This is a genomic window from Chryseobacterium sp. GTID13 (genome assembly GCF_056172655.1).
Genome location: NZ_JAOCMB010000005.1, coordinates 789051 through 809782 on the forward strand (window position 1 = coordinate 789051; position 20732 = coordinate 809782).

20 protein-coding genes and 1 pseudogene are annotated in these 20732 nt (G+C 39.3%); 11 read left to right on the plus strand and 10 right to left on the minus strand.

The window, feature by feature from the left end:
* Positions 1–15 precede the first annotated feature (15 nt).
* Positions 16–1340 (plus strand): annotated as a pseudogene (gene bioA, locus N4G44_RS09805) (adenosylmethionine--8-amino-7-oxononanoate transaminase).
* Here the strand turns inward: bioA and N4G44_RS09810 are convergent.
* Positions 1294–1611 (minus strand): winged helix-turn-helix transcriptional regulator, encoded by a 318-nt coding sequence (locus tag N4G44_RS09810; RefSeq protein ID WP_474926380.1) that lies wholly within the window; start codon positions 1609–1611, stop codon positions 1294–1296. The pseudogene bioA and the gene N4G44_RS09810 overlap by 47 nt on opposite strands.
* Before the next feature lie 91 nt (positions 1612–1702).
* On the opposite strand from N4G44_RS09810, the gene N4G44_RS09815 reads away from it, so the two are divergent.
* From N4G44_RS09815 to N4G44_RS09825, 3 genes are read left to right on the plus strand one after another with little or no spacing between them, the layout of a single operon-like run.
* Positions 1703–2074, plus strand: a complete 372-nt coding sequence (locus tag N4G44_RS09815) for an MBL fold metallo-hydrolase (protein ID WP_474926383.1) — start codon at positions 1703–1705, stop codon at positions 2072–2074.
* Positions 2050–2466: an MBL fold metallo-hydrolase gene (locus N4G44_RS09820; protein ID WP_474926385.1), complete on the plus strand. Its 417-nt coding sequence runs from the start codon at positions 2050–2052 to the stop codon at positions 2464–2466. The genes N4G44_RS09815 and N4G44_RS09820 overlap by 25 nt, the downstream gene beginning before the upstream one ends.
* 59 nt (positions 2467–2525) lie before the next feature.
* Positions 2526–3233, plus strand: coding sequence for a DUF421 domain-containing protein (locus N4G44_RS09825; RefSeq protein ID WP_474926386.1), 708 nt, complete (start codon positions 2526–2528; stop codon positions 3231–3233).
* Between the two features lie 29 nt (positions 3234–3262).
* Here N4G44_RS09825 and N4G44_RS09830 read toward each other — a convergent pair whose 3' ends face one another.
* Positions 3263–4465 (minus strand): CynX/NimT family MFS transporter, encoded by a 1203-nt coding sequence (locus tag N4G44_RS09830; protein WP_474926387.1) that lies wholly within the window; start codon positions 4463–4465, stop codon positions 3263–3265.
* A gap of 73 nt (positions 4466–4538) precedes the next feature.
* On the opposite strand from N4G44_RS09830, the gene N4G44_RS09835 reads away from it, so the two are divergent.
* Positions 4539–5321, plus strand: a complete 783-nt coding sequence (locus N4G44_RS09835; RefSeq protein ID WP_474926388.1) for a helix-turn-helix domain-containing protein — start codon at positions 4539–4541, stop codon at positions 5319–5321.
* 66 nt (positions 5322–5387) lie between these two features.
* Here the strand turns inward: N4G44_RS09835 and N4G44_RS09840 are convergent, their stop codons facing one another.
* Complete coding sequence (locus N4G44_RS09840; protein ID WP_048504170.1) at positions 5388–5732, minus strand: mannan-binding lectin; 345 nt, start codon at positions 5730–5732, stop codon at positions 5388–5390.
* Between the two features lie 430 nt (positions 5733–6162).
* Positions 6163–6789: a Crp/Fnr family transcriptional regulator gene (locus N4G44_RS09845; protein ID WP_474926390.1), complete on the minus strand. Its 627-nt coding sequence runs from the start codon at positions 6787–6789 to the stop codon at positions 6163–6165.
* A gap of 303 nt (positions 6790–7092) precedes the next feature.
* Here N4G44_RS09845 and N4G44_RS09850 point away from each other — a divergent pair, with 303 nt between their 5' ends.
* From N4G44_RS09850 to N4G44_RS09860, 3 genes are all read left to right on the plus strand, one after another.
* Positions 7093–7701, plus strand: a complete 609-nt coding sequence (locus N4G44_RS09850; protein ID WP_474926391.1) for a hypothetical protein — start codon at positions 7093–7095, stop codon at positions 7699–7701.
* Positions 7702–7899: 198 nt separating this feature from the next.
* Positions 7900–9705 carry a hypothetical protein gene (locus N4G44_RS09855; RefSeq protein WP_474926392.1) on the plus strand — a complete coding sequence of 602 codons (1806 nt, stop codon included), beginning with the start codon at positions 7900–7902 and terminating at the stop codon, positions 9703–9705.
* Between the two features lie 152 nt (positions 9706–9857).
* Positions 9858–10802: an aldo/keto reductase gene (locus tag N4G44_RS09860; protein ID WP_474926393.1), complete on the plus strand. Its 945-nt coding sequence runs from the start codon at positions 9858–9860 to the stop codon at positions 10800–10802.
* Between the two features lie 192 nt (positions 10803–10994).
* Here N4G44_RS09860 and N4G44_RS09865 read toward each other — a convergent pair whose 3' ends face one another.
* The 3 genes from N4G44_RS09865 to N4G44_RS09875 all read right to left on the minus strand — a co-directional run bounded on the left by N4G44_RS09865 (position 10995) and on the right by N4G44_RS09875 (position 14611).
* On the minus strand, positions 10995–12842 hold the full coding sequence (locus N4G44_RS09865; RefSeq protein ID WP_474926394.1) for a chloride channel protein: 1848 nt from the start codon (positions 12840–12842) through the stop codon (positions 10995–10997).
* 172 nt (positions 12843–13014) lie between these two features.
* Positions 13015–14442 carry a tetratricopeptide repeat protein gene (locus N4G44_RS09870; RefSeq protein ID WP_474926395.1) on the minus strand — a complete coding sequence of 476 codons (1428 nt, stop codon included), beginning with the start codon at positions 14440–14442 and terminating at the stop codon, positions 13015–13017.
* A complete protein-coding gene (locus N4G44_RS09875) occupies positions 14405–14611 on the minus strand; it encodes a hypothetical protein (RefSeq protein WP_474926398.1) in 207 nt (68 codons plus the stop codon). The genes N4G44_RS09870 and N4G44_RS09875 overlap by 38 nt, the downstream gene beginning before the upstream one ends.
* A gap of 356 nt (positions 14612–14967) precedes the next feature.
* On the opposite strand from N4G44_RS09875, the gene N4G44_RS09880 reads away from it, so the two are divergent.
* A complete protein-coding gene (locus N4G44_RS09880) occupies positions 14968–15396 on the plus strand; it encodes a transposase (protein WP_474926399.1) in 429 nt (142 codons plus the stop codon).
* Between the two features lie 96 nt (positions 15397–15492).
* A complete protein-coding gene (locus N4G44_RS09885) occupies positions 15493–15729 on the plus strand; it encodes a helix-turn-helix domain-containing protein (protein ID WP_474926402.1) in 237 nt (78 codons plus the stop codon).
* 54 nt (positions 15730–15783) lie between these two features.
* Here N4G44_RS09885 and N4G44_RS09890 read toward each other — a convergent pair whose 3' ends face one another.
* Positions 15784–16776: an SDR family oxidoreductase gene (locus N4G44_RS09890; protein ID WP_474926403.1), complete on the minus strand. Its 993-nt coding sequence runs from the start codon at positions 16774–16776 to the stop codon at positions 15784–15786.
* A gap of 259 nt (positions 16777–17035) precedes the next feature.
* On the opposite strand from N4G44_RS09890, the gene N4G44_RS09895 reads away from it, so the two are divergent.
* Entirely contained in the window at positions 17036–18028 is a 993-nt protein-coding gene (locus tag N4G44_RS09895) for an aldo/keto reductase (protein ID WP_474926406.1), read from the plus strand.
* 77 nt (positions 18029–18105) lie between these two features.
* Here the strand turns inward: N4G44_RS09895 and N4G44_RS09900 are convergent, their stop codons facing one another.
* On the minus strand, positions 18106–18909 hold the full coding sequence (locus N4G44_RS09900) for an SDR family oxidoreductase (protein WP_474926409.1): 804 nt from the start codon (positions 18907–18909) through the stop codon (positions 18106–18108).
* A 32-nt stretch (positions 18910–18941) separates the two neighbouring features.
* A complete protein-coding gene (locus N4G44_RS09905) occupies positions 18942–20600 on the minus strand; it encodes an FAD-binding dehydrogenase (RefSeq protein WP_474926411.1) in 1659 nt (552 codons plus the stop codon).
* Positions 20601–20732: the final 132 nt, after the last annotated feature.

The following is a 20732-nucleotide window of genomic DNA, read 5'->3' on the forward strand; positions in this document are numbered from 1 at the left end:
TAAATACATTCCCCAATGAATACCTCAATACAACCCAGCCTTACAGAAAGAGACAAAGCCGTCAACTGGCATCCTTACACGCAGATGAAAACGGCAGGAAATCCCATTCCCATTGTGAAAGGAAAGGGTGTTTACCTGTATGACGATGAAGGAAAAAAATATATTGATGCCGTTTCATCATGGTGGGTAACCATACATGGGCATGCACATCCTTATATTGCAGATCGCGTATCTCAGCAGCTGAATACGCTGGAGCAGGTTATTTTTGCAGGTTTTACCCATGAACCGGCTGTTCAGCTTTCAGAAAACCTTTTAAAACTGCTTCCGGACAATCAAAGAAAAGTTTTTTCTCGGATAATGGCTCCACAGCAGTGGAAGTAGCTTTGAAAATGAGTATTCAGTATGCTTATAATCTCGGAAAAAAGAAAAGAAAAATTCTGGCTTTCAAAGAAGCATATCATGGCGACACCTTTGGGGCAATGTCTGTGAGCGGAAGAAGTGTATGGACAAAACCTTTCGGAAGTATGCTTTTTGAAGTGATTTTTATTGACACTCCCAATGTTGAAAATATTGACCGTCTGAAAGTTGAAATCGGAGATATAGCAGAGGAAACGGCCTGTTTTATTTATGAACCGCTGGTACAGGGAGCGGCCGGAATGCTGATGTATGAGGCTGAATACCTTGACGAACTCATGAAATTCTGCCGGAACAAAGAAATACTGATGATTCAGGATGAAGTTTTTACAGGTTTTGGAAGAACAGGAAAACTTTTTGCTGCCGATCATCTTACCGAAGTTCCGGATATCATGTGTTTTTCAAAAGGACTGACCGGAGGAACGATGCCTATGGGGATCACTACCTGTTCACAGATGATTTTCAATGCTTTCCTGTCCGATGATAAATATAAAACCTTGTTCCACGGGCATTCTTTTACCGCGAATCCTCTGGCCTGTACCGCAGCACTGGCGAGTATGGAACTTTTGTTAAAGAAAGAAACATTAGCTTCTATTGATCGTATCAGCAGACAGCATACAGATTTTATCAAGGTCCTGGAACAGCATCCGAATGTTGGGAATGTCCGCCAGACCGGAACTATTCTCGCTTTTGAATATAAAACAGAGCAAACTACCTCTTATTTTAATGAAACCGGAAAAATTCTCTATGATGAATTTCTACAAAGAGAAATTATCATGCGTCCGCTGGGAAATATCATCTATCTGGTTCCGCCATACTGCATTACTTCAGAAGAGCTGGATTTTATTTACCAGGCTATTCTTGAGGTTCTGAACCTGTTCAGCGGGCCAGTTCATTTCCCCATTGGTGCAGCTGATCAAGGATAGGTCCCAATTCACGGGCCTTATCCGTAAGCTTGTAATAAACTTCCGGAGGGAAATTGTAGACTTCAATCCGTTGGATCATATGATTTTCCTCCAGTTGTTTCAGCTGTTCCGAAAGCACTTTCTTGGACACCCTTGGCATATTGCGCCACAATTCTATAAAGCGGACCTCGTCTTTTTCAAAAAGATTCTGAAAAATCAATGGTTTCCATTTTCCGGAGAGAATATCCAGGCTTCTTCTGAGCCCACAGTTTTTAAATTCTTCAAAATTCATCCGTTACAAAATATTTATGGTTAACCTTTTGGTAACCGTCTATTATTTAGCCATGATTGGGTCTTAGTTTTACAGAACAAAATTAAGCAAAATGAAACTAGAATTATGGCGTAATGCCACATTGGTACTCCGGATCGGAGGGAAAAACATTTTAATTGATCCTATGCTTGGAAAGAAAGGTTCCCTGGGACTGTTCCCGATGACGGACAATGAACTGTTGAATCCACTGGTAGATCTTCCGTTTACTGAAGAGATATTGAAAGAAAAGCTGTCCGGAATAGACGCTGTGGCAGTTACTCACCTTCATCCTGATCATTGGGACGAAAAAGCCATTGAACTTTTAAATAAAAATATTCCGCTTATATGCCCGGAAAGTATTGCAGATCAGATTTCACAATCAGGTTTTACAAATATTATTCCTGTTAAAGATGCTGTTACATGGAGAACATCAACATTTCTATAACGGAAGGGCGTCATGGAACCGGAGAAATAGGAGACAAGATGGGAGTAGTTAATGGATTTGTGTTTAAAACGGAAGAAAAAAGCATATATGTTGTCGGAGACAGTATCTGGTATGAGGGTATTGCTGCCGAAATCGACAAACATCAGCCTCAACATATCATAGTGGCAGGAGGTGCCGCAACTTTTGTGGTGGGAGATCCTATAATAATGACCGCTTCGGATATTATCAGGGTTTGCAAACATGCGCCGGACGCCTCTGTTTGGGTAACTCACCTTGAGGCAGTGAGCCATTGTAAAGAAAACCGCTCATTTATTCAGGATAAAATCAATGAAAATAACCTTCAGGACAGATGTTTTATTTTACAGGACGGAGAAATCCGCTCTCTTAACTAAAAAGAAGATTTCTTCTCAAATGGCGCATTTTTTGGATGTTTTTTTGAAAATTAATGTCTATGATGTCTCTGTTTCTTTTAGAACTTAACTGGAAAGAATTATTCCTGGGCCACGAAGAATGGTCCTTTCTTTTAGAAATCATTCTCCGTACCGCCATTATGTTTCTCGCCATCATCATAGGGCTCAGGGTTTTGGGAAAAAGGGGAGTGAAGCAGCTTTCTATTTTTGAGCTGGTGGTGATCATAGGGCTGGGTTCCGCTGCTGGCGATCCGATGTTTAATAAAGATGTGGGAATCATTTCCTCCATCCTTGTTTTTATAATCATCATCCTTCTATACAGCATCGTTACTTATTTCATCGGCAGAAGTAAAAAATTTGAGAAGCTGGTGGAAGGAAGTTCCATCTGCCTTATACAGGATGGGGAATTTTCCATTGATAATTTTAAAAAGGAAAATCTTGGCAGCGATGAATTTTTCGCAGAACTCAGGTTGAAGGGAGTTTCACAGCTGGGGCAGATAGAAATGGCTATTGAAGAGATTTCCGGCGAGATCAGCGTATTTTATTATGAAGATGAAAAGGTAAAGCCGGGGCTTCCTATCATGCCTGATTCACTGAAAAATCCTTTGAAAAATATACAGAAAGAAGGTTTTTATTCCTGTACTTTCTGTGGCCATACAGAATCAAAGACAGAAGGAAGTGCCGGAAACTGCCCGAAATGTAAAAAAGATGAATGGGTGGAAGCCAGCAAGAGAAAAAGAGTAACATAAAGGCTGTGCTGAAATACGGCCTTTATCATTTAATCCTCCACACATTTATTTCTGGCTGCTTTCATTCCAAAATAGAACATAAAAACTACAGCAACACTTAAAAAGCCAAAAGAACTTTTCCACGAAATGTCCCAATCATGCAGTTTACCAAAAACCGGCGGACCGAATGCGGCAATCAGATAACCTACAGACTGCGCCATTCCGGATATTTTTACAGCATTGGCGCTGTTTTTGGTCCTGGTAGAAAAGAAAAGAATGGATAAACTGAAAGACAGGCCATTAGAGATGCCGATAATCACAGCATTAACGTAGATCCATTGAGTCTGCAGCGTAATAAACATCATGGTACTTCCAAACATTAATGTACAGATGAAAACGATAAGTATCCGCTGATCCTTCATTTTACTGGCGATAATCGGCGCACAGAAAGCGATAGGAATCATCGTGATCTGAATGGCAAACAGAACCCAGCCTGCGCTTTCGGCCTGCATATCAGAATCAGTTAAAAAAGAGGGCAGCCAGGCCATCATACAATAATAAAACAACGACTGCAGTCCCATAAACAGGCTAATATTCCATGCCTGTGCAGATCTGAACATATTAAAATCAGAAACGCTCAATGCTGTTTTTGACTGATTTTTATTCTTCTTATTAAACAGCAGCTCAAGGACAAGCACAAATAATCCAAGTCCGGCAATCACCAGCCATATTCCCAGCGAACCGCGCCATCCGAAACCTGTCCATTCCCCGATTCTTACGCTGAAACCTGAAGCCAGAGCGGCAGTGAGATTCATGGAGACAGCGAAAATTCCTGTCATCAACCCTATCTGTTTGGGAAAATTATTTTTGATGTATCCCGGAGTTACCACATTTCCGATACAGATTCCCAGACCGATAAAAACCGAACCTGCAAACAGCATCCAAAGAGATCCTGTGATCCTCAGGAACAACCCAAAGCTCAGAATAATTAAGGAATACATCAGAAACCTGCTGATGCTGAACCGATGCGAAAACCTGCTGACCAGAACAGAGCAGGTTGCAAACATAAACAGGGGAATAGAAGTGAGCATGCTTACCTGAAAACTACTCAGTTTCAAAGCTTCGCGTATATCACCTAAGACGGGAGAAACAGCAATAATTGGGGACCTCAGATTGCTGGAGACCAGGATCACTACCAATACATTAATCAGCATTAGAACGTAAGAAGCATTTTTTCTTGTTTGATTCTTCATTATATAATTTATTTATGGCAAAATTAATTCAGCTGTTTTGTTTAATTTTGCCAAAGTTTTAACTTAAAACGACATGAATCCGCACAATACAATAGATCTGGACAGCCTCGATAAGCCTTATTTTGTATGGTTTGAAGAAAACTGGCGGCATGACGACATCCTTCATTCCCATGAAAAAGGTCAGCTGGTGTATGTGGAAAGCGGTTTTCAGTACATTACGGTAGATGGGAAAATGTATTTGCTTCCGCAGAATCATGCTGCATGGATTCCTCCCGGTGCCCTGCACAAAACCAATTCACATTCGGAGAAGATCAAGCTGATGATCATGTTTGCAGAAGTGGATGGAAAAAGTTCTTTTCATCTTGAGACCAATGTTTTTTCAGTGCCTCCTGTTTTAAAGGAAATGATCAGGTATTCGGAAAAATGGTCAAAAAATATGGAGAATAATCCTGATGAAATGTTGTTTTTAAAAGCACTTTTCAATGAGCTGCCTCAATTTGTAGAACATTCCCTGAAGCTTCACATCAGCCTTCCTGCGGATAAACGCTTGTCCCAGTCCATTGGTTATCTGCACAATCACTATCATGAAGAAGTGAAAATAGAAGATCTGAGTGAAATGTCAAACCTTTCCTTACGAACTATGGAACGGATCTTTAAAAAAGAAACCGGCATGACTTTAAGTAAATATCAGCAGATTCTGAGAATTATAAAAAGCCTTGAACTTCTGAGTTCCGGAGATCTTACTATTTCTGAAACAGCGTATGAAGTAGGGTATAAAAGTGTTCAGGCCTTTACAAGAAGTTTCCAGTCTGTGATGCAGTCCAGGCCTACGGATTTTATAAAAACTACTCAGTAAGAATTATTATCAAGGCAAAAAAATCTCCAGGTTTCCCCGGAGATCTGTATTCATCTAAAATAAGTCCTAGAACTTGAATGTGCACCCGCAAACGCTCATTTTGCCTTCTACGACTGTTGTCCACTGTCCGTTCCAGGTACCTCCGTAAGAAGCACAGATAGAAGGACATATTTCTTTAGCATCTTCGTTGCTCCAGATAGGTCCCGCCAAAACGTCCAGTGTATACTCTGTGCTTCCTGATGGCTGTGTATCGTACTCAACTTCGATAACGCTCATCTGACCTTCGACAATAGTGCTCCATTGTCCGGTGAATTTTCCTAAATGTGCCGCAGCAATACGGCCTCCGATTTTTTGTGCTTCGTCATTGCTCCAAAGTGGTCCTGCAATGATGTTGATTTTGAATGTTGACATGGTGTAATGTTTTTAAGTTGTTTAACATTACAAAGTTGTCACTTTAAAGAGATATACGCTAGAGTAGAAAGTACCAAATTCAGCTTTCCGTATTTTTACCTACCACACGGTCTGGTCATATGGAAGCACAAAAAAGGCCTCCTAGAGGAGACCTTAAAAAAACACAAATGATGAAAAAAATTATTTCGATCCACAAATATAAACAAAATTTATATTATGTAAAACATTCTATAAGTACAAATTTTAAAAAATTTATTAATTCCAGTTATAAATAAGACTTCGGACAATAGTATTTTTCTTCTCATTTTTAACATTTGCCTGTGACACTACATTATCAAAAAATGATAAAAAAGTGTATATATTTAAAAAGTATAAATATTACTGAGAAGAGCTTCCGTTAGTTTTGAAATACTGCTTCAAAAAATCCGGATCAGTAGAATATCTTACCATTCTGGATTCTTACCGTTTTTTCTTTTTCCATTTTCTTTACAACCCTGATAACAGTTTCTACGCATAAACCGGTAAGAGAAGCCAGGTGCTGCCTGGTAAAAGGAAACTGGTAAGAATATTTATCTGTAAACTGGTTATAGGATTTCAGGCATTCCATTACCCGTTTTACTTTGGTTCCGGGATCGGGCGAAGCAAGATTGTTCAGCATCACATGCCTGTAATACATCCTTTCTGCAGTATAGCTGTAGAGCTTAAGAAGCAGGTCAGGGGAATTTCCGACAAGTTCAAGGAATTTAATTTTATCTAATCTGATCATCTCGCAATTGCCCATTGCTACTGCATTAACGGCATATGGCTTATCTGTAAAAAGAGAGCTTTCTACGATACAGTGGCCGTCAAAAGGTACACTGTGGATGATTTCACGCCCATTTTCATGATAGTTATTGAGCTTTACAGTTCCGGATCTGATCTGAAAATAATATTTGGGATATTCATTTTCTTTAAAAATAATATCATTGGCTGCATAATTCATCAGTTCCGCACCTGAGGAAAATAAAAGTTCTTCATCTATTACCATAAGCATATCTACAACTGTTCTTAAGTGCAAAAATAAATTTAAATTAGTTTTATCTCTACAATTTTTAATTTTTTATTCAAAAATAATTATTACTTCAAAAAAAGCTATAAAACATTAAAATTCGAACAAATTCACAATAAAATATTGATCAACATGACTCCAATCATAAAATAGATCACCTGTTCATCCTACATTTGGTGCAGGAAAATAATTCCCCATCAATACATTACGTTTTAACATTAGCCTCTCAACCGAGAGGTTTTTATTGATCTTATGACCCCGCTCATAAAGAGATCTTCACGGTTTTTATAACTTAGTCTAAAATCATCTACAATGAAACCAAAGAAGATCAACAGAGTTCCACAGCAGCAATCGGGCGGATTTCATGACACAGAAAGCCAGAAGGAGTTTGAGCCGGCTCTTCTTCCTCTTAAATTTGATATACTGAAACAAAGATTTTTCTCTGTCAGCAAATGGCAAAGCTATTGTGGTGAAGGATTTGCATCATTTAAACTCTATGATTCCCAGGGAACAAAGACAGAAAGAGCCCCTCAAAAAGGAGATTTCATGAGAATTGATATTCCCGGACCCGGAGATACTGAAGCAAAAGGATATGATTGGGTAGAAGTCACCGATATCTGTTTTCAAGAAGATAACTTTTCTGAAAGCATCATCATCACCTGTAACCCTTCCAGAAATCCACAAGATAAAAAGAGCAGGCATATTGCCCATTTTTACAGTTCCAAAGCATCCTCTTCCTTTATGATTTCCAGAACACCTACTCATTTGAAAGCAGCAGTTTACGGAAGAAATGAGAGGCCTAATTTTAATGCCGGATTTATTGACATCATCAGAAATCTTATGGTAGCCGTCGGAGGAATAATGGGCTTATCGAAAATACAGTGGAAAAAACTTTCAGACGGTTTTCTTGATTTCGAATAAATTTAATTAAGTACTTAAAATGTCAAAATAATGACATTTAACATATTTCCAATATTATAAGTGTTATTTGATACATAGCTAATATTAAAATGATAAATTTAGGTCAATTAAAATTTTAAACCGACTGCTTATTATATAAAATAGATGGTATTCGGGGTTTTAATTCATTCGTTGCGAAAGAATTTTTATCAAAATAAAATGACACATAAACCATTACACAATTTCCATATTCCGGTAATGGGACTGGCTTATACCATAGACAGCCCGATCCGTGTTGCCCAGTATGGAATTTCTTCCGTTATTTCCATCATTGACGATGAAATCCTGGAAAAAATGAAAAATTTCTATAACAGGAAATTCAATCTTGATTATTTAGGGATTTCAACAAAAACCGAGGATTATAGGGCGAAAAGAGTTACAGCTTACCTGGATATGGTAGATGATATCGTGAATGAAAAATTTGAATCTTTCAAACAGGAAATCATCAGAAACAAGGAGGCATTAAAGAATTTCATGGCCATTCTGCCCAATACTTCAGACCTGAAACACGGATTGCAGCATCTGATGAATCAGAAGGAGAATTTAGGTTCCGGCATCAAAAACTTTATTGAAAACAATCTCAAACCCGGAAGCATCGATGTCAATATCATGACGAAAGTTGATAAGGACAACTATAAAAAAGATGAGCAGCTTCCTGTCATATTTAATGATGCGCATGCCTCGTTGCGTGGTTTTGCACAGAGCAAGTTATCTTCTTCAATGGTCCTTTCCGCGGGAATGAATCCGCGCCTTTACAGCTATATCGAAGAATTTGATGATTTTTTTCCAGACCAAAACGGAATTCTGAAAAAGAAAATCATTCTTAAGGTGAGCGATTTCCGTTCAGCCATGATACAGGGGAACTTTTTAGCTAAAAAAGGGCTGTGGATCTCAGAATACAGAATTGAATCCGGACTGAACTGCGGAGGGCATGCATTTGCCACGGAAGGAATGCTGCTGGGTCCCATTATGGAAGAATTCAAGCAGAAAAAGAATGATCTTATCCAGTCTGCCCATGCTTTAATGGTGACTGCACTGGAACAGAAAGGAAAACATGTGATTTCTAAGCCTCTTGAAATGAAAATTACCGTTCAGGGAGGCGTAGGAACTTCCGAGGAACATGAATTTTTACTCGAAAACTATAATGTAGACAGTGTGGGATGGGGATCTCCGTTCCTTTTGGTTCCGGAAGCTACCTCTGTAGATACCGAAACCAGAAACCTGCTTTTGAAATCGAAAGAACAGGATTTTTACCTGAGTAATATCTCACCCCTGGGAGTTCCTTTCAATACAGTAAAGGGAACTTCCAATGAAATCCTGAAACACCAGAAAGAAGCTGCCGGAAAATACGGAAGCTCTTGCCCGAAAAAATTACTGGCCCTGAGCAAAGAATTTTCACCGCAGGGAACGTGTACAGCTTCTAAAAAGTATCAGGACATCAAGCTAAAAGAACTGGAAACTTATCATGGACTTACTCCTGAAGAACTGAGTAAAAGAAAAACTGAGATTACAGATAAAGCCTGTCTGTGCGTAGGTTTGGTTAACGCTGCCTACATGGAGCAGAACCTGGAGATAAAAGGTGAAAAACAAGGCGTGGTGATATGTCCGGGACCTAATCTGGCCTTCTTTGACAAAGAAGTTTCACTTTCAGATATGGTAAGGCATATCTACGGAAATACCAACATTCTTCCTGATAACCAACGCCCGAACATGTTCATCAACGAGTTGAAAATGTATGTTGATTATCTTAAAAAAGAAATCGGTAATTCTTCGGTACAGATTACCAATGCCCAGACCAAAAAATGGAATGCCTTCAAAAATAATGTTCTTGAGGGAATTGATTATTATAAAAACCTGTTTCAAACATCCGATTTCTTTAAAAGCGGATTGAAAACCATAGAACTGCAGCTGCAGGAATATAAACTGATGCTTACAGCCATTGAGATTCCTCAGGCTGAAAAGTAACGGTATTTTTTAGATTGATAGATAAACAGCTTTCGTTATGAAGGCTGTTTTTATTTATAATACCTATAAAAGATATGCTTATTTTGAATCCGGAATCTTCCATGATATTTCCTACCTTAGAGACTTCTTAAATTTTTAATTCAATTTATTTTATGGAAAAAAGAAAGATAAAAAATACCGATTTGGCGGTAGCACCTGTCAATTTTGGAGGAAATGTTTTTGGGTGGACGCTTGACGAGAAACAATCTTTTGATATATTGGATCAATTTACGGAAGCTGGATTCAATTTTATAGATACTGCGGATACCTATTCATGGTGGGTTAACGGGAAAGGAGGTCAGTCCGAGGAAATTATCGGAAAATGGATGAAAAGCCGTTCCAACCGTGAGAATATTGTGCTGGCCACCAAAGTAGGATCCCAGACCAAAGAGCACGGTTTTGATATCAGCAAAAAACACATTCTGAAATCTGTAGATGAATCTTTGCAAAGACTCCAAACCGATCATATTGATCTCTATTATACTCATTTTGACGACGACACGACGCCGGTAGAAGAAACACTTTCTGCATATGATGAAATCATTAAAGCTGGAAAAGTGAAGTATATTGCTGCTTCCAATCTATCTCCCGTACGTTTGAAAGCCTCATTCGAAGCCTCTGAAAAATATGGTTTTCCAAAATATGTTGCTTTGCAGCCCCATTATAATTTGATGGAAAGAGAAGGTTTCGAAAAAAATTATGCTCCACTTGTGGAAGAATTTGACCTCAGTGTATTTCCGTACTGGTCATTAGCTGCAGGTTTTCTTACCGGAAAATACCGGACTGAGGAAGATTTGGGTAAAAGCCAGAGAGGAGAAGGCGTAAGAAAGTATCTGAACCCAAAAGGTCTTGAGGTACTGAAAGCTCTGGACCAGGTGAGTGAAAAGCATCAGACCACACAGGGAACAGTTGCCCTGGCATGGCTTCTGGCCAATCCTCTGATTACGGCACCTATTGTAAGTGCGACGAGCGCTTCTCAGCTTGATACTATATTCAAGGCTCCGAAGCTGGCTTTGGATCAGGAAGATATTGAACTGCTTAATGAGGCAAGTAAATAATTTCTTGCTATAGAATAAAAATATCCGTTCGGTTTTGCTGAACGGATATTTTTTTGATTTTTTATTTATCCACGGATTTCACAGATTACACGGATAATTGCCCATAATTTCTATAAGATTCGAATAGGATATTAAACATTCGTGTAATCTGTGAAATTCGTGGCAAAAAAATCTCTTTGATTGAAAGAAAATTTAATCGGAATATTCCTTTAAAAGCTGTCTGTAGCTCATCAGGATAGATGATTTTGAGATAAACCCGATAAAATCATTCCCTTCGGTTGTTACCGGAAGGTTCCATACTCCGGTATCATCAAAAACCTGAAGGATTTCCAATGGCTTATTTTCCCGGTAAATGACTGCCGGCGGGGCTTTCATAATCTGGGAAACCGTCATAGAGCTGTCCGTTTCTTTATTGAAAAGGTAAGGACGGATATCATCCAAAGTCAGGATACCTTTCAGTTTTCCTGCTTCATCTGTGACAGCAAAAATATTTTTATTCCCGTTTTTTACCTGTTCAAATAATTCGGTAACTGAAGCATGCTCATTGATGGTTTCTGAATATTTATCTATGAAATCTTCTGTTTTTAAAGCAAAAAGCAGGTTGGTATCGTGCTGTTTGGTCAGTATTTTTCCCTGTTCGGCCAAAGATTTAAGCTCGGGAGAGATCGGGGAGAACCATTTCGCAATAAGGTACGAGATAATAGATACAATCATCAGCGGAATAAAAAGATCATATCCAAAACTGGACTCCGCAATCAGAAATATAGCTGTAAGAGGGGCGTACAGTACGCCGCTCATTGCTCCGGCCATACCTACAAGCACAAGATTCGTTACCGGAACGTCAGTAAACCCGATATGCTGGCAAACCAGGGCAAATAAATACCCGACCGTACCACCGGCAAAAAGGGAAGGGGCAAAATTACCGCCGTTCCCCCCGCTGAATATGGTAAAAGACGTAGCAAAAGCCTTTAAAAGACATACCAGAACCAGGAATATAATGATGGTCCAGTCTCCAATCTCAAAGTATCTGAAAAAGCTGTTTCTGATAATAGCATGAGTGCTCCCGTTGGTAAAAGCTTTCACCGTTTCATATCCTTCCCCGAATAACGGAGGGAAGAGCACACAAAGCAGCGACAATACCAATCCGCCGAACATCGCTTTACGCATCCTTGAAAGCTTGAGTTCTTTAATGAAATGCTCCACCTTTTGGGAAATGACCACAAAATATCGGGCATACAATCCCGTTACAATCCCCAGAATAAGATAATAGGGAACATTCTTATAGTTAAAAGGATCTCTGGTATAAAATCTGAAAAGCACATCTTCCTGAAGCAGAATTCTGGATAAAAGGCTTCCGCATACTGCAGCTACTACCAAAGGTATAAAATCTGTAAAAACCACTCCCGTCAAAAGGATTTCAAAAGCAAACATAATCCCGGCAATCGGAGCGTTAAAGGCCGAAGCAATCCCCGCCGTAGCACCTGCCGCCAGCAGGAGTGTCCGTTCTTTGTAACTTAGCCTGTAGGTTTGTGCATAATTGGAACCGATGGCAGCTCCGGTAACGGCAATAGGACTTTCCAATCCGGCAGAACCACCCAATCCAACCGTCACAGCACTCTGGATAATCTGGGAATACATTTTTACAGAAGCTACAATGCTTGAATTCTGGGCAATTTCGTATAAAATAGCACCGATTCCTTTCCTGTCCTGTCCTTTGAATAAAGTAAGCACAATGGATGTGGTGAGTACAATCCCCAGAAAAGGAAAAACTATATAAAACAGAATCTGATATTCAAAATGAACCTTATGGGTAATAAAATTGTGAATGGTATGGACAAGGGTTTTCAGGACCACTCCGGCAAGCCCGGCAGTACAGCCTACGAGAATCCCGGAGAGCACCAGAAACTGGTTCCTGCTGAGCCTGTTATTCAGCCAGTGAAGGATCAGCTCGTAGCTCCGCGCCTTTTCCAGCCCGTATTCCTGAAAGTCTCTTTTAAATTTTAGAAAGCTTAAATACTTTTTTTTGTTGTGAATTTTCACCTGAGAACCAATTTTAAAACTGTGATGGTTCCGTAAATTTATGAAATATCTTTATAAGGATTTAGTATTTTGCAGCAATAAACGGGCTCAATTCTATTATAATGTACTGAAATTAAACACTTTGAAATGGTGTAAATATTTTTCAATAAAAATTTTGTTTTCAAAATAGATACTAAGATGCTGAATCCAGGCTGTCTTTTTTCAGGTTATTGATAAAATAGGAGGGACTCACGCCGGTTTCTTTTTTGAAGATGACCGCAAAAACTTCCCTTGACGAAAATCCGCAGGCTTCTGCCAGATAACTGATCTTATATTCTCTGTAGATAGGGTTCTCATAAAGTTTATTGATGATATAATTGATCCTGAGTCCGTTGATATAATTATTGTAATTGTTTTCTTTATACTGCTTGATAATTTCAGAAAGGTATCGCGTATTGGTATTCAGATCGGTGGCAAGAGAAGTGAGACTGAGGTCTTTTTTAATGAATTTTTGTGACTTTTCAAATTTTTCCAGCTTGGCCAGAATCATTTTTACGGTTTCGTCTGTAATGGTAATCCCTTTCTCAGAAGGTATTTCCTGCTGTATGGTGAGTACTGGAGAATCATTAGCTTTTTTTAGATTATTAATAACTGTCTCATAATTTTCATGGAGTTTTTTCTGGTTTCTCTTCCAAAACAGTATCCCGCCTGCCACAAGAAGGATAATAATGGCAAGACTGATGATCAGAATCTTCTGAATATTCCCTGTATGAGCCTTTCCCTGTTCGTCCATTATATTTTTTACGGGAGTGTTGATGGTTTTCTTCTCTTCATTCACCAGGCTGTCATTGAGTTTTGTATACAAGTTCATGTATTTTTTTGAAGCCTCATTATTTCCAAGTTCTACGTATGACTTGAAATTAACTTCATAAATATCTCTCCTGATATAAGGAATATGTATTGATTTTTCCAGTTGTTCAGCCTTTTTACCGTACTGTACTGCCAGATCATATTTTTTCTGATCATAGTACAGCCATGCATATTCATTCAGAATTGTACATTCCAGGTTTTTGGGGACTTTATATTCCTTATTCCGGGCAATTTTTAATGCTTTTTCAAAATAATTTTCGGCATCGTTGATCCGTTTGGAAGCAACGCTTGTCATTCCCAGATTCATATAACACAAAACCAAAAGAAAGTATTTTTTCGACTTGAAATTTTCGTTATTTCCCATATGAACCGCACTTTCCAAAGACTTTTCCTGATAGTGTATAACCGAATCCAAAGGTGCTTCCACATGAGCCAAATAACTTCCTATTCCTGTATATATTAATGATTTCAGATAATTCTTAGTATCATCAGATGATACCTTTTCAGCTATTTTTAAAGCTTTTCTAAACTCTGCAATACTTTCATTGTTAAAGCCCAATTCCGTATAGGAGGAAGCTCTCAGCCTGTAAGTATTGGCCAGCTTCGCATCAGATTTTGTTTCGAGAGCCAGTTTTTCTGCTTCTGTACTGAGCTCAATTACTTTTTTGTAATTTCCTGTATCATAATATTTGGCCATCAGGATAGAACTGCTTTCAAGAATTCCTTTTTGTACCCGTTTTTTTAGATGCACGATAGATCTCATTGGAAAGGGTGATGGACTTTTCTATATTATTTTTAGCTAATTCTTCAGCGCGGATAATTCCGGCGTCGATTTGTGCGTTTGTTAGAGACCCGGAACCTAGTTGAGCATAAGAAAATCCGAAAATAAAACAGAACAGGAGTAAAACGGTATTTTTCATCAGGTGTAATTTTGAATGGCAAATTAAGTATAATATTAACAATTACAGTCTAATAATAGCGTTAGTTTTTCAGAATTTATAAGATTTGTTAATTTTTTAAACTCTCTGAATTTGAATTGTTTAAATTCAATCAACAGCCTTTAATCCTGAAGATTTTTAAGTTCGATAAAACATTTCAAAATAGCTGTTCTTTTTTCAGAAATCATTTCATTTGACCCTTTTCTTTGGCTAGCCAAAACCTTAATATTACGTTATCTTAAAGACGGAATCTTCATTTTAATCAAAAAAATAAAGCCATTGAACTCATCCAAGCAGTGATGAAATTCCATTAACCATAAAAACACAAACAGAAATATATGAACCTAAAAAACCTGAATATTGGATCAATAATTCAAGAAAAAGTAGCTCAAAGCGGTATAGGAATGCCCCGGATATGCAAATTCCTAAACTGCAGGGAAGAAGAGGTAATGAAAATGTACGATTCTCCTTCTTCTGACACAGAAGTGCTATTACGCTGGTGCAAGCTCCTTCAGTATGATTTCTTCAGGCTCTATTCACAGCATCAGATCTTGTATGCGCCTCAGTCTTCCATGAACTATATCCAGAAGAAAAATATACCGGATTCATTGCCGGATTTCCGTAAAAACCTTTATACCAAAGAAATTATAGAATTTGTTCTGGACAAAATCAGAAAAGGGGAAATGACGAAATCAGGTGTTATTTCTGAATATAAAATTCCCAAAAGCACCCTCTACAAATGGCTGCATAAATACAATATGATGTAAAAATAAAAATACAATGAGAAATATTCCTGATTACAAAAGAATATATACAGACCTGATCAATGAAAGGTATCCCGAAAAAAAGAAGCGTTCAAAGCCATGCTATCCCAAAAGGATTTATCCCTGTTTGATGTTATGAAATGCAGTACTATCCTTACAGACGGAGAAGATAAGAATGCATTTGCCTTTAATCAAAAGCACCGTTGTTTCGACCGCCAGACTATTCTTCTAATACTGGACTACCAGAAGGAACATGGTTACAGCAATGCCCAGCTCGCCCGGCATTTTAAGCTGAGCAGGAATACCATCGCAAAATGGAAAAAGAAATTCATTTAGAAATCAAAAATAACCTCCGGATGAGAGGTTATTTTATTGAGGTTTTGTAAAAGATTATTTTCTCGCTTTTATTAAAGAGAAAGACAGGAGTCCAACCGCAAGTATGCCCAGCGCTCCGGCTCCGGCTACCTTGAGTGCCTTGGAAGGAGCAGGAAGTAGTGTTTTCCCATTAATTTTCATATTACCCTGTGAAGGATCAAGTATGTTTCCTGTAGTGTTTTCTTCATTGCCGGCTTTCTTCATCAACATTCTCAATGCAGCAGATGAAACGGAACGGATGACTCCGGGGAATATTTCATACAGATTTTTAAAGACAACCGATGACCAGTCAGGATAAACGGCCTGTTCAGGATTTTTTGCTGTTTTTACCATGGAGGCAGCAAGTTCACGCGGATCAAACGATGGAGGAGGAGTGCTCAGTTTGATTCCTGAATAATTGGCAGCGTGTTCTATCCCTGAAGATTTCTGGAAGCCGGGATACATGGCGCAGATATGGATATCCGGAAAATCCGACACCTCGCCCTGTAATGTTTCCACCATACCCCGGATTCCAAATTTTGAAGCGGTATAGGCTGTTCCGTACGGAGCAGGCATCCATCCCCCGATTGAAATATTATTGATGAGAATTCCCTTTTTCTGTCTTTTAAATACCGGCAGTACTGCATGAGCAGCATGCAGATATCCTAAAAGGTTTGTTTTTATAATCTGGTCGGTCACTTCAATAGGTATTTCTTCGAATTTCCCGAAAGCGAGCACTCCTGCGTTATTTACCCAGCAATCAATCCTGCCATTTATTTTAGCAGCTTCTTCTGCAAGACGGTATACTTCTTCAGGGACAGACATGTCGGTGGGCACTGCGATTACTTCAACCCCTGATTTTCTGCATAGTTCTGCCGTTTCATTCAAAGCTTCTTCGCCCCGTGCAGCCAGGACAAGATCTGCCCCTTCTTTAGCAAAAGCTTCTGCTGCAGCTTTTCCAATACCGCTGGATGCTCCGGTGATCACCACCGTCTTTCCAAAGAAATAAGGTTTTTTAGAATTTTTCATATTAATATTTTTAAATGTGGTAAGATGCATGGTTCCATTTCTTCCGAAAGGATTTTAAAAGATTTCAGGTCAATCTTATTCATCAAAGTGTTTCCTGTCATTTAAACACCAATCAATTCTACTTTTTTCATTCAATAACAAGACCAAATGAACTCTATCACAAACATTTAACATAATATAAAGATGTTTCACAGTTTTTTAAGGGGTAGTCTGCACGATGTTTGTATCTGCTTATACCCAACACTTAAATATTCACCATATGAAAACAGACATTTTAAAAGAAAAGCACAGGTTAGGAATTGGCGGAGTAGCGATAGGAACTGCCTTTGAAAACATAAGTGATGAAGAGTCTTATGAAATACTTCAAACTGCCTGGGATCTCGGGATCCGTTATTATGATACCTCACCATGGTACGGTCTTACCAAAAGCGAAAGAAGATTCGGGAATTTTCTAAAGGATAAGGACAAAAATGAATTTGTATTTTCTACTAAGGTAGGAAGACTGTTTCATGAAGTGCCGGAATCTGAAGTTCCCCCTACGATGTGGAAAAAACCATTGAATTATGATTTTAAACACGATTATACTGCAGACGCCATCAAAAAATCAATTGAAAGCAGTTTAGAGCGAACAGGACTGAGTCATATCGATATTGTTTATGTTCATGACCTGTCCGAAGATCAGGTAGGAGACCGGTATCCTTATTTCCTGGAACAGGCAAGAAAAGGAGCATTTAAAGTTCTTTCCGAACTGCGTGACCAGCGGGTGATCAAAGCCTGGGGAATGGGCGTTAATAAAATTGAACCTATCCTTGACTGCATAGATTCTGCAGATCCAGACATCTGCCTTTCTGCAACCCAATATTCGATTCTGGAGCATGAAGATGCGGTAGACAGGCTTCTTCCTGCCGTTAAAAAAGCCGGAGTTAAACTGGTTTCCGGTGCCGGATACAATTCAGGATATATTGCCGGAAGAGAGCGCTACAATTATAAAGACGTAATTCCAAAAGGAATGGCTGAAAAGCGAGCTGCAATAACTGATATAGCCAAAAAATACAATACAGATATTGTACATGCCGCCCTTCACTTTGTTTTGGCTTCAGATGAGTTTGCTTCAATTATTCCGGGAGCCAGTAAACCGGAACAGGTTAAAGATAACCTGGAAGGGCTTAATGCCAGCATCCCTGCAGACTTCTGGAAAGAATTAAAGTCCGAAGGACTGATTTATGAAAAGGCACAGGTTCCCGGCTCATAAGATGTAAGTCATAATTGATTTACTGTCAGTTATTTTCATATAAAAACCTCTCATTACGGGAGGTTTTATCATTTTGGCTAAACTACTTTTGCTTTACGTACAATTTTGGTCAGGAGATTGGGAAAAAATCTTTTAAGATAGGTTCCCAGTACTTCCTGTCCGCCTATGGAAACCTGGTTTTTCTTTTTCTCTATTGCAGAAAGCATTTTCCGGGCGAAAACATCAGCAGGCATTCCTTTCTTGGTAGCATCATCCATAGTTCCCTGCAGGGAGCCATTACCGGTGACTGCATTAATGGAAATATTGGTCTGTACAAATCCGGGACAAATAATTGTTACTGTAATATTCTTTGTATACAATTCGGCACGCAGGCTGTCGAAAAAACCGTGCAGTGCATGTTTTGCAGCGGCATAACTGCTTCTCATAGGTGCCCCGAAAATTCCCATCAGGCTGGAAACTACGGCAATATGGCCGCCACCGTTTCTGATCATGTAGGGAAGAACAGATTTGGTAAGGGCTACCGTTCCTATAAAATCAATATCCATTAAGCGTTTATCCACTTCTATATCGGTTTCTATAGCCAATGAACGCTGGGAAAGCCCTGCGTTATTGATCAGAATATCTATTTTTCCAAATCTGTCTACGGCTTCTGACACTATATCCGGCATTTTTTTGTAATCCTCCAGATCCAGAGGCAATACAGTGAAACGGCTTGCTTCGAGCCCTGCCTTTTGGGCAACAGCATCCAGCTGATCTTTATTTCTTGATGAAAGAATGATTTTTGCGCTGCTTTTCATTGCCAGTTCGTTAACCAAAGCTTCTCCGATTCCTGAGGAAGCTCCTGTAATCCAAACTACTTTATTATCGAAATAATTTTTCATCTTTTTTAGTGTTTGCTTTTGATTATTGACGTTTAAAGTCCTGCTATATATTTTCCTGCTTTCATTCCGGAAAAGATGCATCCTCCCAAAAAGGTTCCTTCCAGCGCACGGTATCCATGCATTCCGCCACCGCCGAAGCCTGCGGCTTCTCCTGCTGCATACAGACCGTCAATTACAGTATCGTCATCTCTCAGTACCTGTCCGTTCAGGTTGGTTTTAATTCCTCCCAATGTTTTCCGGGTAAGAATATGAAGCCGTACGGCGATTAAAGGTCCGTTTTTAGGATCCAGTATTTTATGCGGAGCCGCAACACGGCCTAATTTATCTCCAGGATAATTCCTTGTATTCCTTATATAATTCACCTGGGTATCTTTTGAATACTTATTGTCAAGCTCACGATCTCTGGCTTCTATCTGTTCCTTTATTTTATCATAGCTCAAATGACGGGCACCGGAAAGCTCATTCATTCTTTCCACCAGATCTTTTAAATCATCCGAAACAATAAAATCTTTTCCGTGTTCCTTAAATGCTTCCACAGGTCCCGGTGCTTTTTTACCAAAGATCCTGCTCAGAAAAAGGGCGTAGTCCTTATTGGTAATATCCGGATTCTGCTCTGATCCTGAAAGGGCGAATTCTTTTTTAATGATTTTCTGGGTCAAAATAAACCAGGAGTAAGAAAATCCTGTATCCTGGATATGCTTCAGGGTTCCCAAAGTATCAAATCCCGGCAGGAAAGGAGCGGGGAGACGGTTTCCCTTCGCATCAAACCATAAAGAAGAGGGGCCAGGCAGTATTCTGATGCCGTGTTTCGGCCATATCGGGTTCCAGTTCTGTATTCCTTCGGTATAATGCCACATCCTGTCCGGATTAATAATGTGAGCTCCTGAATTTTCAGCAATACCGATCATTTTTCCGTCCACATAGGCAGGTACACCGCACACCATATTTTCCGGCGCTTTTCCCAATCTTTCCGGCCAGTTTTTTCTTACGAGTTCATGGTTGGCTCCTATACCACCGGATGCAATGATGATATGGGAAGCATGATATTCAAACTGGGCGGTGACATTCCGGTTGGTTTCAGCACCTCTTTCTTTATCGTCATTCTCAAGGATATCGCCTTTTAAACCTTTGATTTTGCCGTTTTCTATAATCAGCTCAGTTACCCTGTGCCTGAATTTCATCTGTAGGAGTCCGTTCTCTTTTGCTTTGTAGGCTTTATCTACAAAAGGTTTTACCACTCCGGTTCCGGTACCCCAGCTTACATGGAAGCGCGGTACTGAGTTTCCATGGCCGGTTGCCGACCCATCACCACGTTCTGCCCATCCAACCATAAACATAAACTTAATTCCCAGCTTAGAAACATAAGCATACTTTTCATAGGCTGCGAATTTCAGATAGGCTTCCGCCCATTTTCTGGGCCAGTAATCTTCCTTACGGTCAAAACCTGCTGTGCCTTTCCAGTCCTGGAGAGCGAGCTCATAAGAATCCTTAATTCCCATTTTGCGCTGCTGGGGCGAATTAATCAGGAAAAGACCTCCAAATGACCAGAATGCCTGGCCTCCTATGTTCTGTTCCGTTTCCTGATCGAGGAGAAGTACTTTTTTTCCTGCATTGGTAATTTCCATAGCAGCGGTAAGTCCTGCTAATCCTGCTCCCACGATAATAGCATCGGGCTGGAATTCTTCTTCCATGGTATTGATTTGCTTTGGTTTATTTACTATAATAAATATATAAAATATTTCATATCCGAATGTTGGAAAATTAATGCGCTGCATTTTAGTTCCGGCAGGGTATAACATCAAAAAAACAGGTCAGAAAAATTA

Bases quoted from the DNA above. Each gene is read 5' to 3' on its own strand.
- N4G44_RS09855 (WP_474926392.1), top strand. From the start codon at position 7,900: ATGACACATAAACCATTACACAATTTCCATATTCCGGTAATGGGACTG.
- N4G44_RS09825 (WP_474926386.1), top strand. From the start codon at position 2,526: ATGATGTCTCTGTTTCTTTTAGAACTTAACTGGAAAGAATTATTCCTG.
- N4G44_RS09815 (WP_474926383.1), top strand. From the start codon at position 1,703: ATGAAACTAGAATTATGGCGTAATGCCACATTGGTACTCCGGATCGGA.
- N4G44_RS09860 (WP_474926393.1), top strand. From the start codon at position 9,858: ATGGAAAAAAGAAAGATAAAAAATACCGATTTGGCGGTAGCACCTGTC.
- N4G44_RS09850 (WP_474926391.1), top strand. From the start codon at position 7,093: ATGAAACCAAAGAAGATCAACAGAGTTCCACAGCAGCAATCGGGCGGA.
- N4G44_RS09905 (WP_474926411.1), bottom strand. From the start codon at position 20,600: ATGGAAGAAGAATTCCAGCCCGATGCTATTATCGTGGGAGCAGGATTA.
- N4G44_RS09890 (WP_474926403.1), bottom strand. From the start codon at position 16,776: ATGAAAAATTCTAAAAAACCTTATTTCTTTGGAAAGACGGTGGTGATC.
- N4G44_RS09820 (WP_474926385.1), top strand. From the start codon at position 2,050: ATGGAGAACATCAACATTTCTATAACGGAAGGGCGTCATGGAACCGGA.
- N4G44_RS09895 (WP_474926406.1), top strand. From the start codon at position 17,036: ATGAAAACAGACATTTTAAAAGAAAAGCACAGGTTAGGAATTGGCGGA.
- N4G44_RS09875 (WP_474926398.1), bottom strand. From the start codon at position 14,611: ATGAAAAATACCGTTTTACTCCTGTTCTGTTTTATTTTCGGATTTTCT.
- N4G44_RS09885 (WP_474926402.1), top strand. From the start codon at position 15,493: ATGCTATCCCAAAAGGATTTATCCCTGTTTGATGTTATGAAATGCAGT.
- N4G44_RS09830 (WP_474926387.1), bottom strand. From the start codon at position 4,465: ATGAAGAATCAAACAAGAAAAAATGCTTCTTACGTTCTAATGCTGATT.
- N4G44_RS09900 (WP_474926409.1), bottom strand. From the start codon at position 18,909: ATGAAAAATTATTTCGATAATAAAGTAGTTTGGATTACAGGAGCTTCC.
- N4G44_RS09880 (WP_474926399.1), top strand. From the start codon at position 14,968: ATGAACCTAAAAAACCTGAATATTGGATCAATAATTCAAGAAAAAGTA.
- N4G44_RS09810 (WP_474926380.1), bottom strand. From the start codon at position 1,611: ATGAATTTTGAAGAATTTAAAAACTGTGGGCTCAGAAGAAGCCTGGAT.
- N4G44_RS09840 (WP_048504170.1), bottom strand. From the start codon at position 5,732: ATGTCAACATTCAAAATCAACATCATTGCAGGACCACTTTGGAGCAAT.
- N4G44_RS09835 (WP_474926388.1), top strand. From the start codon at position 4,539: ATGAATCCGCACAATACAATAGATCTGGACAGCCTCGATAAGCCTTAT.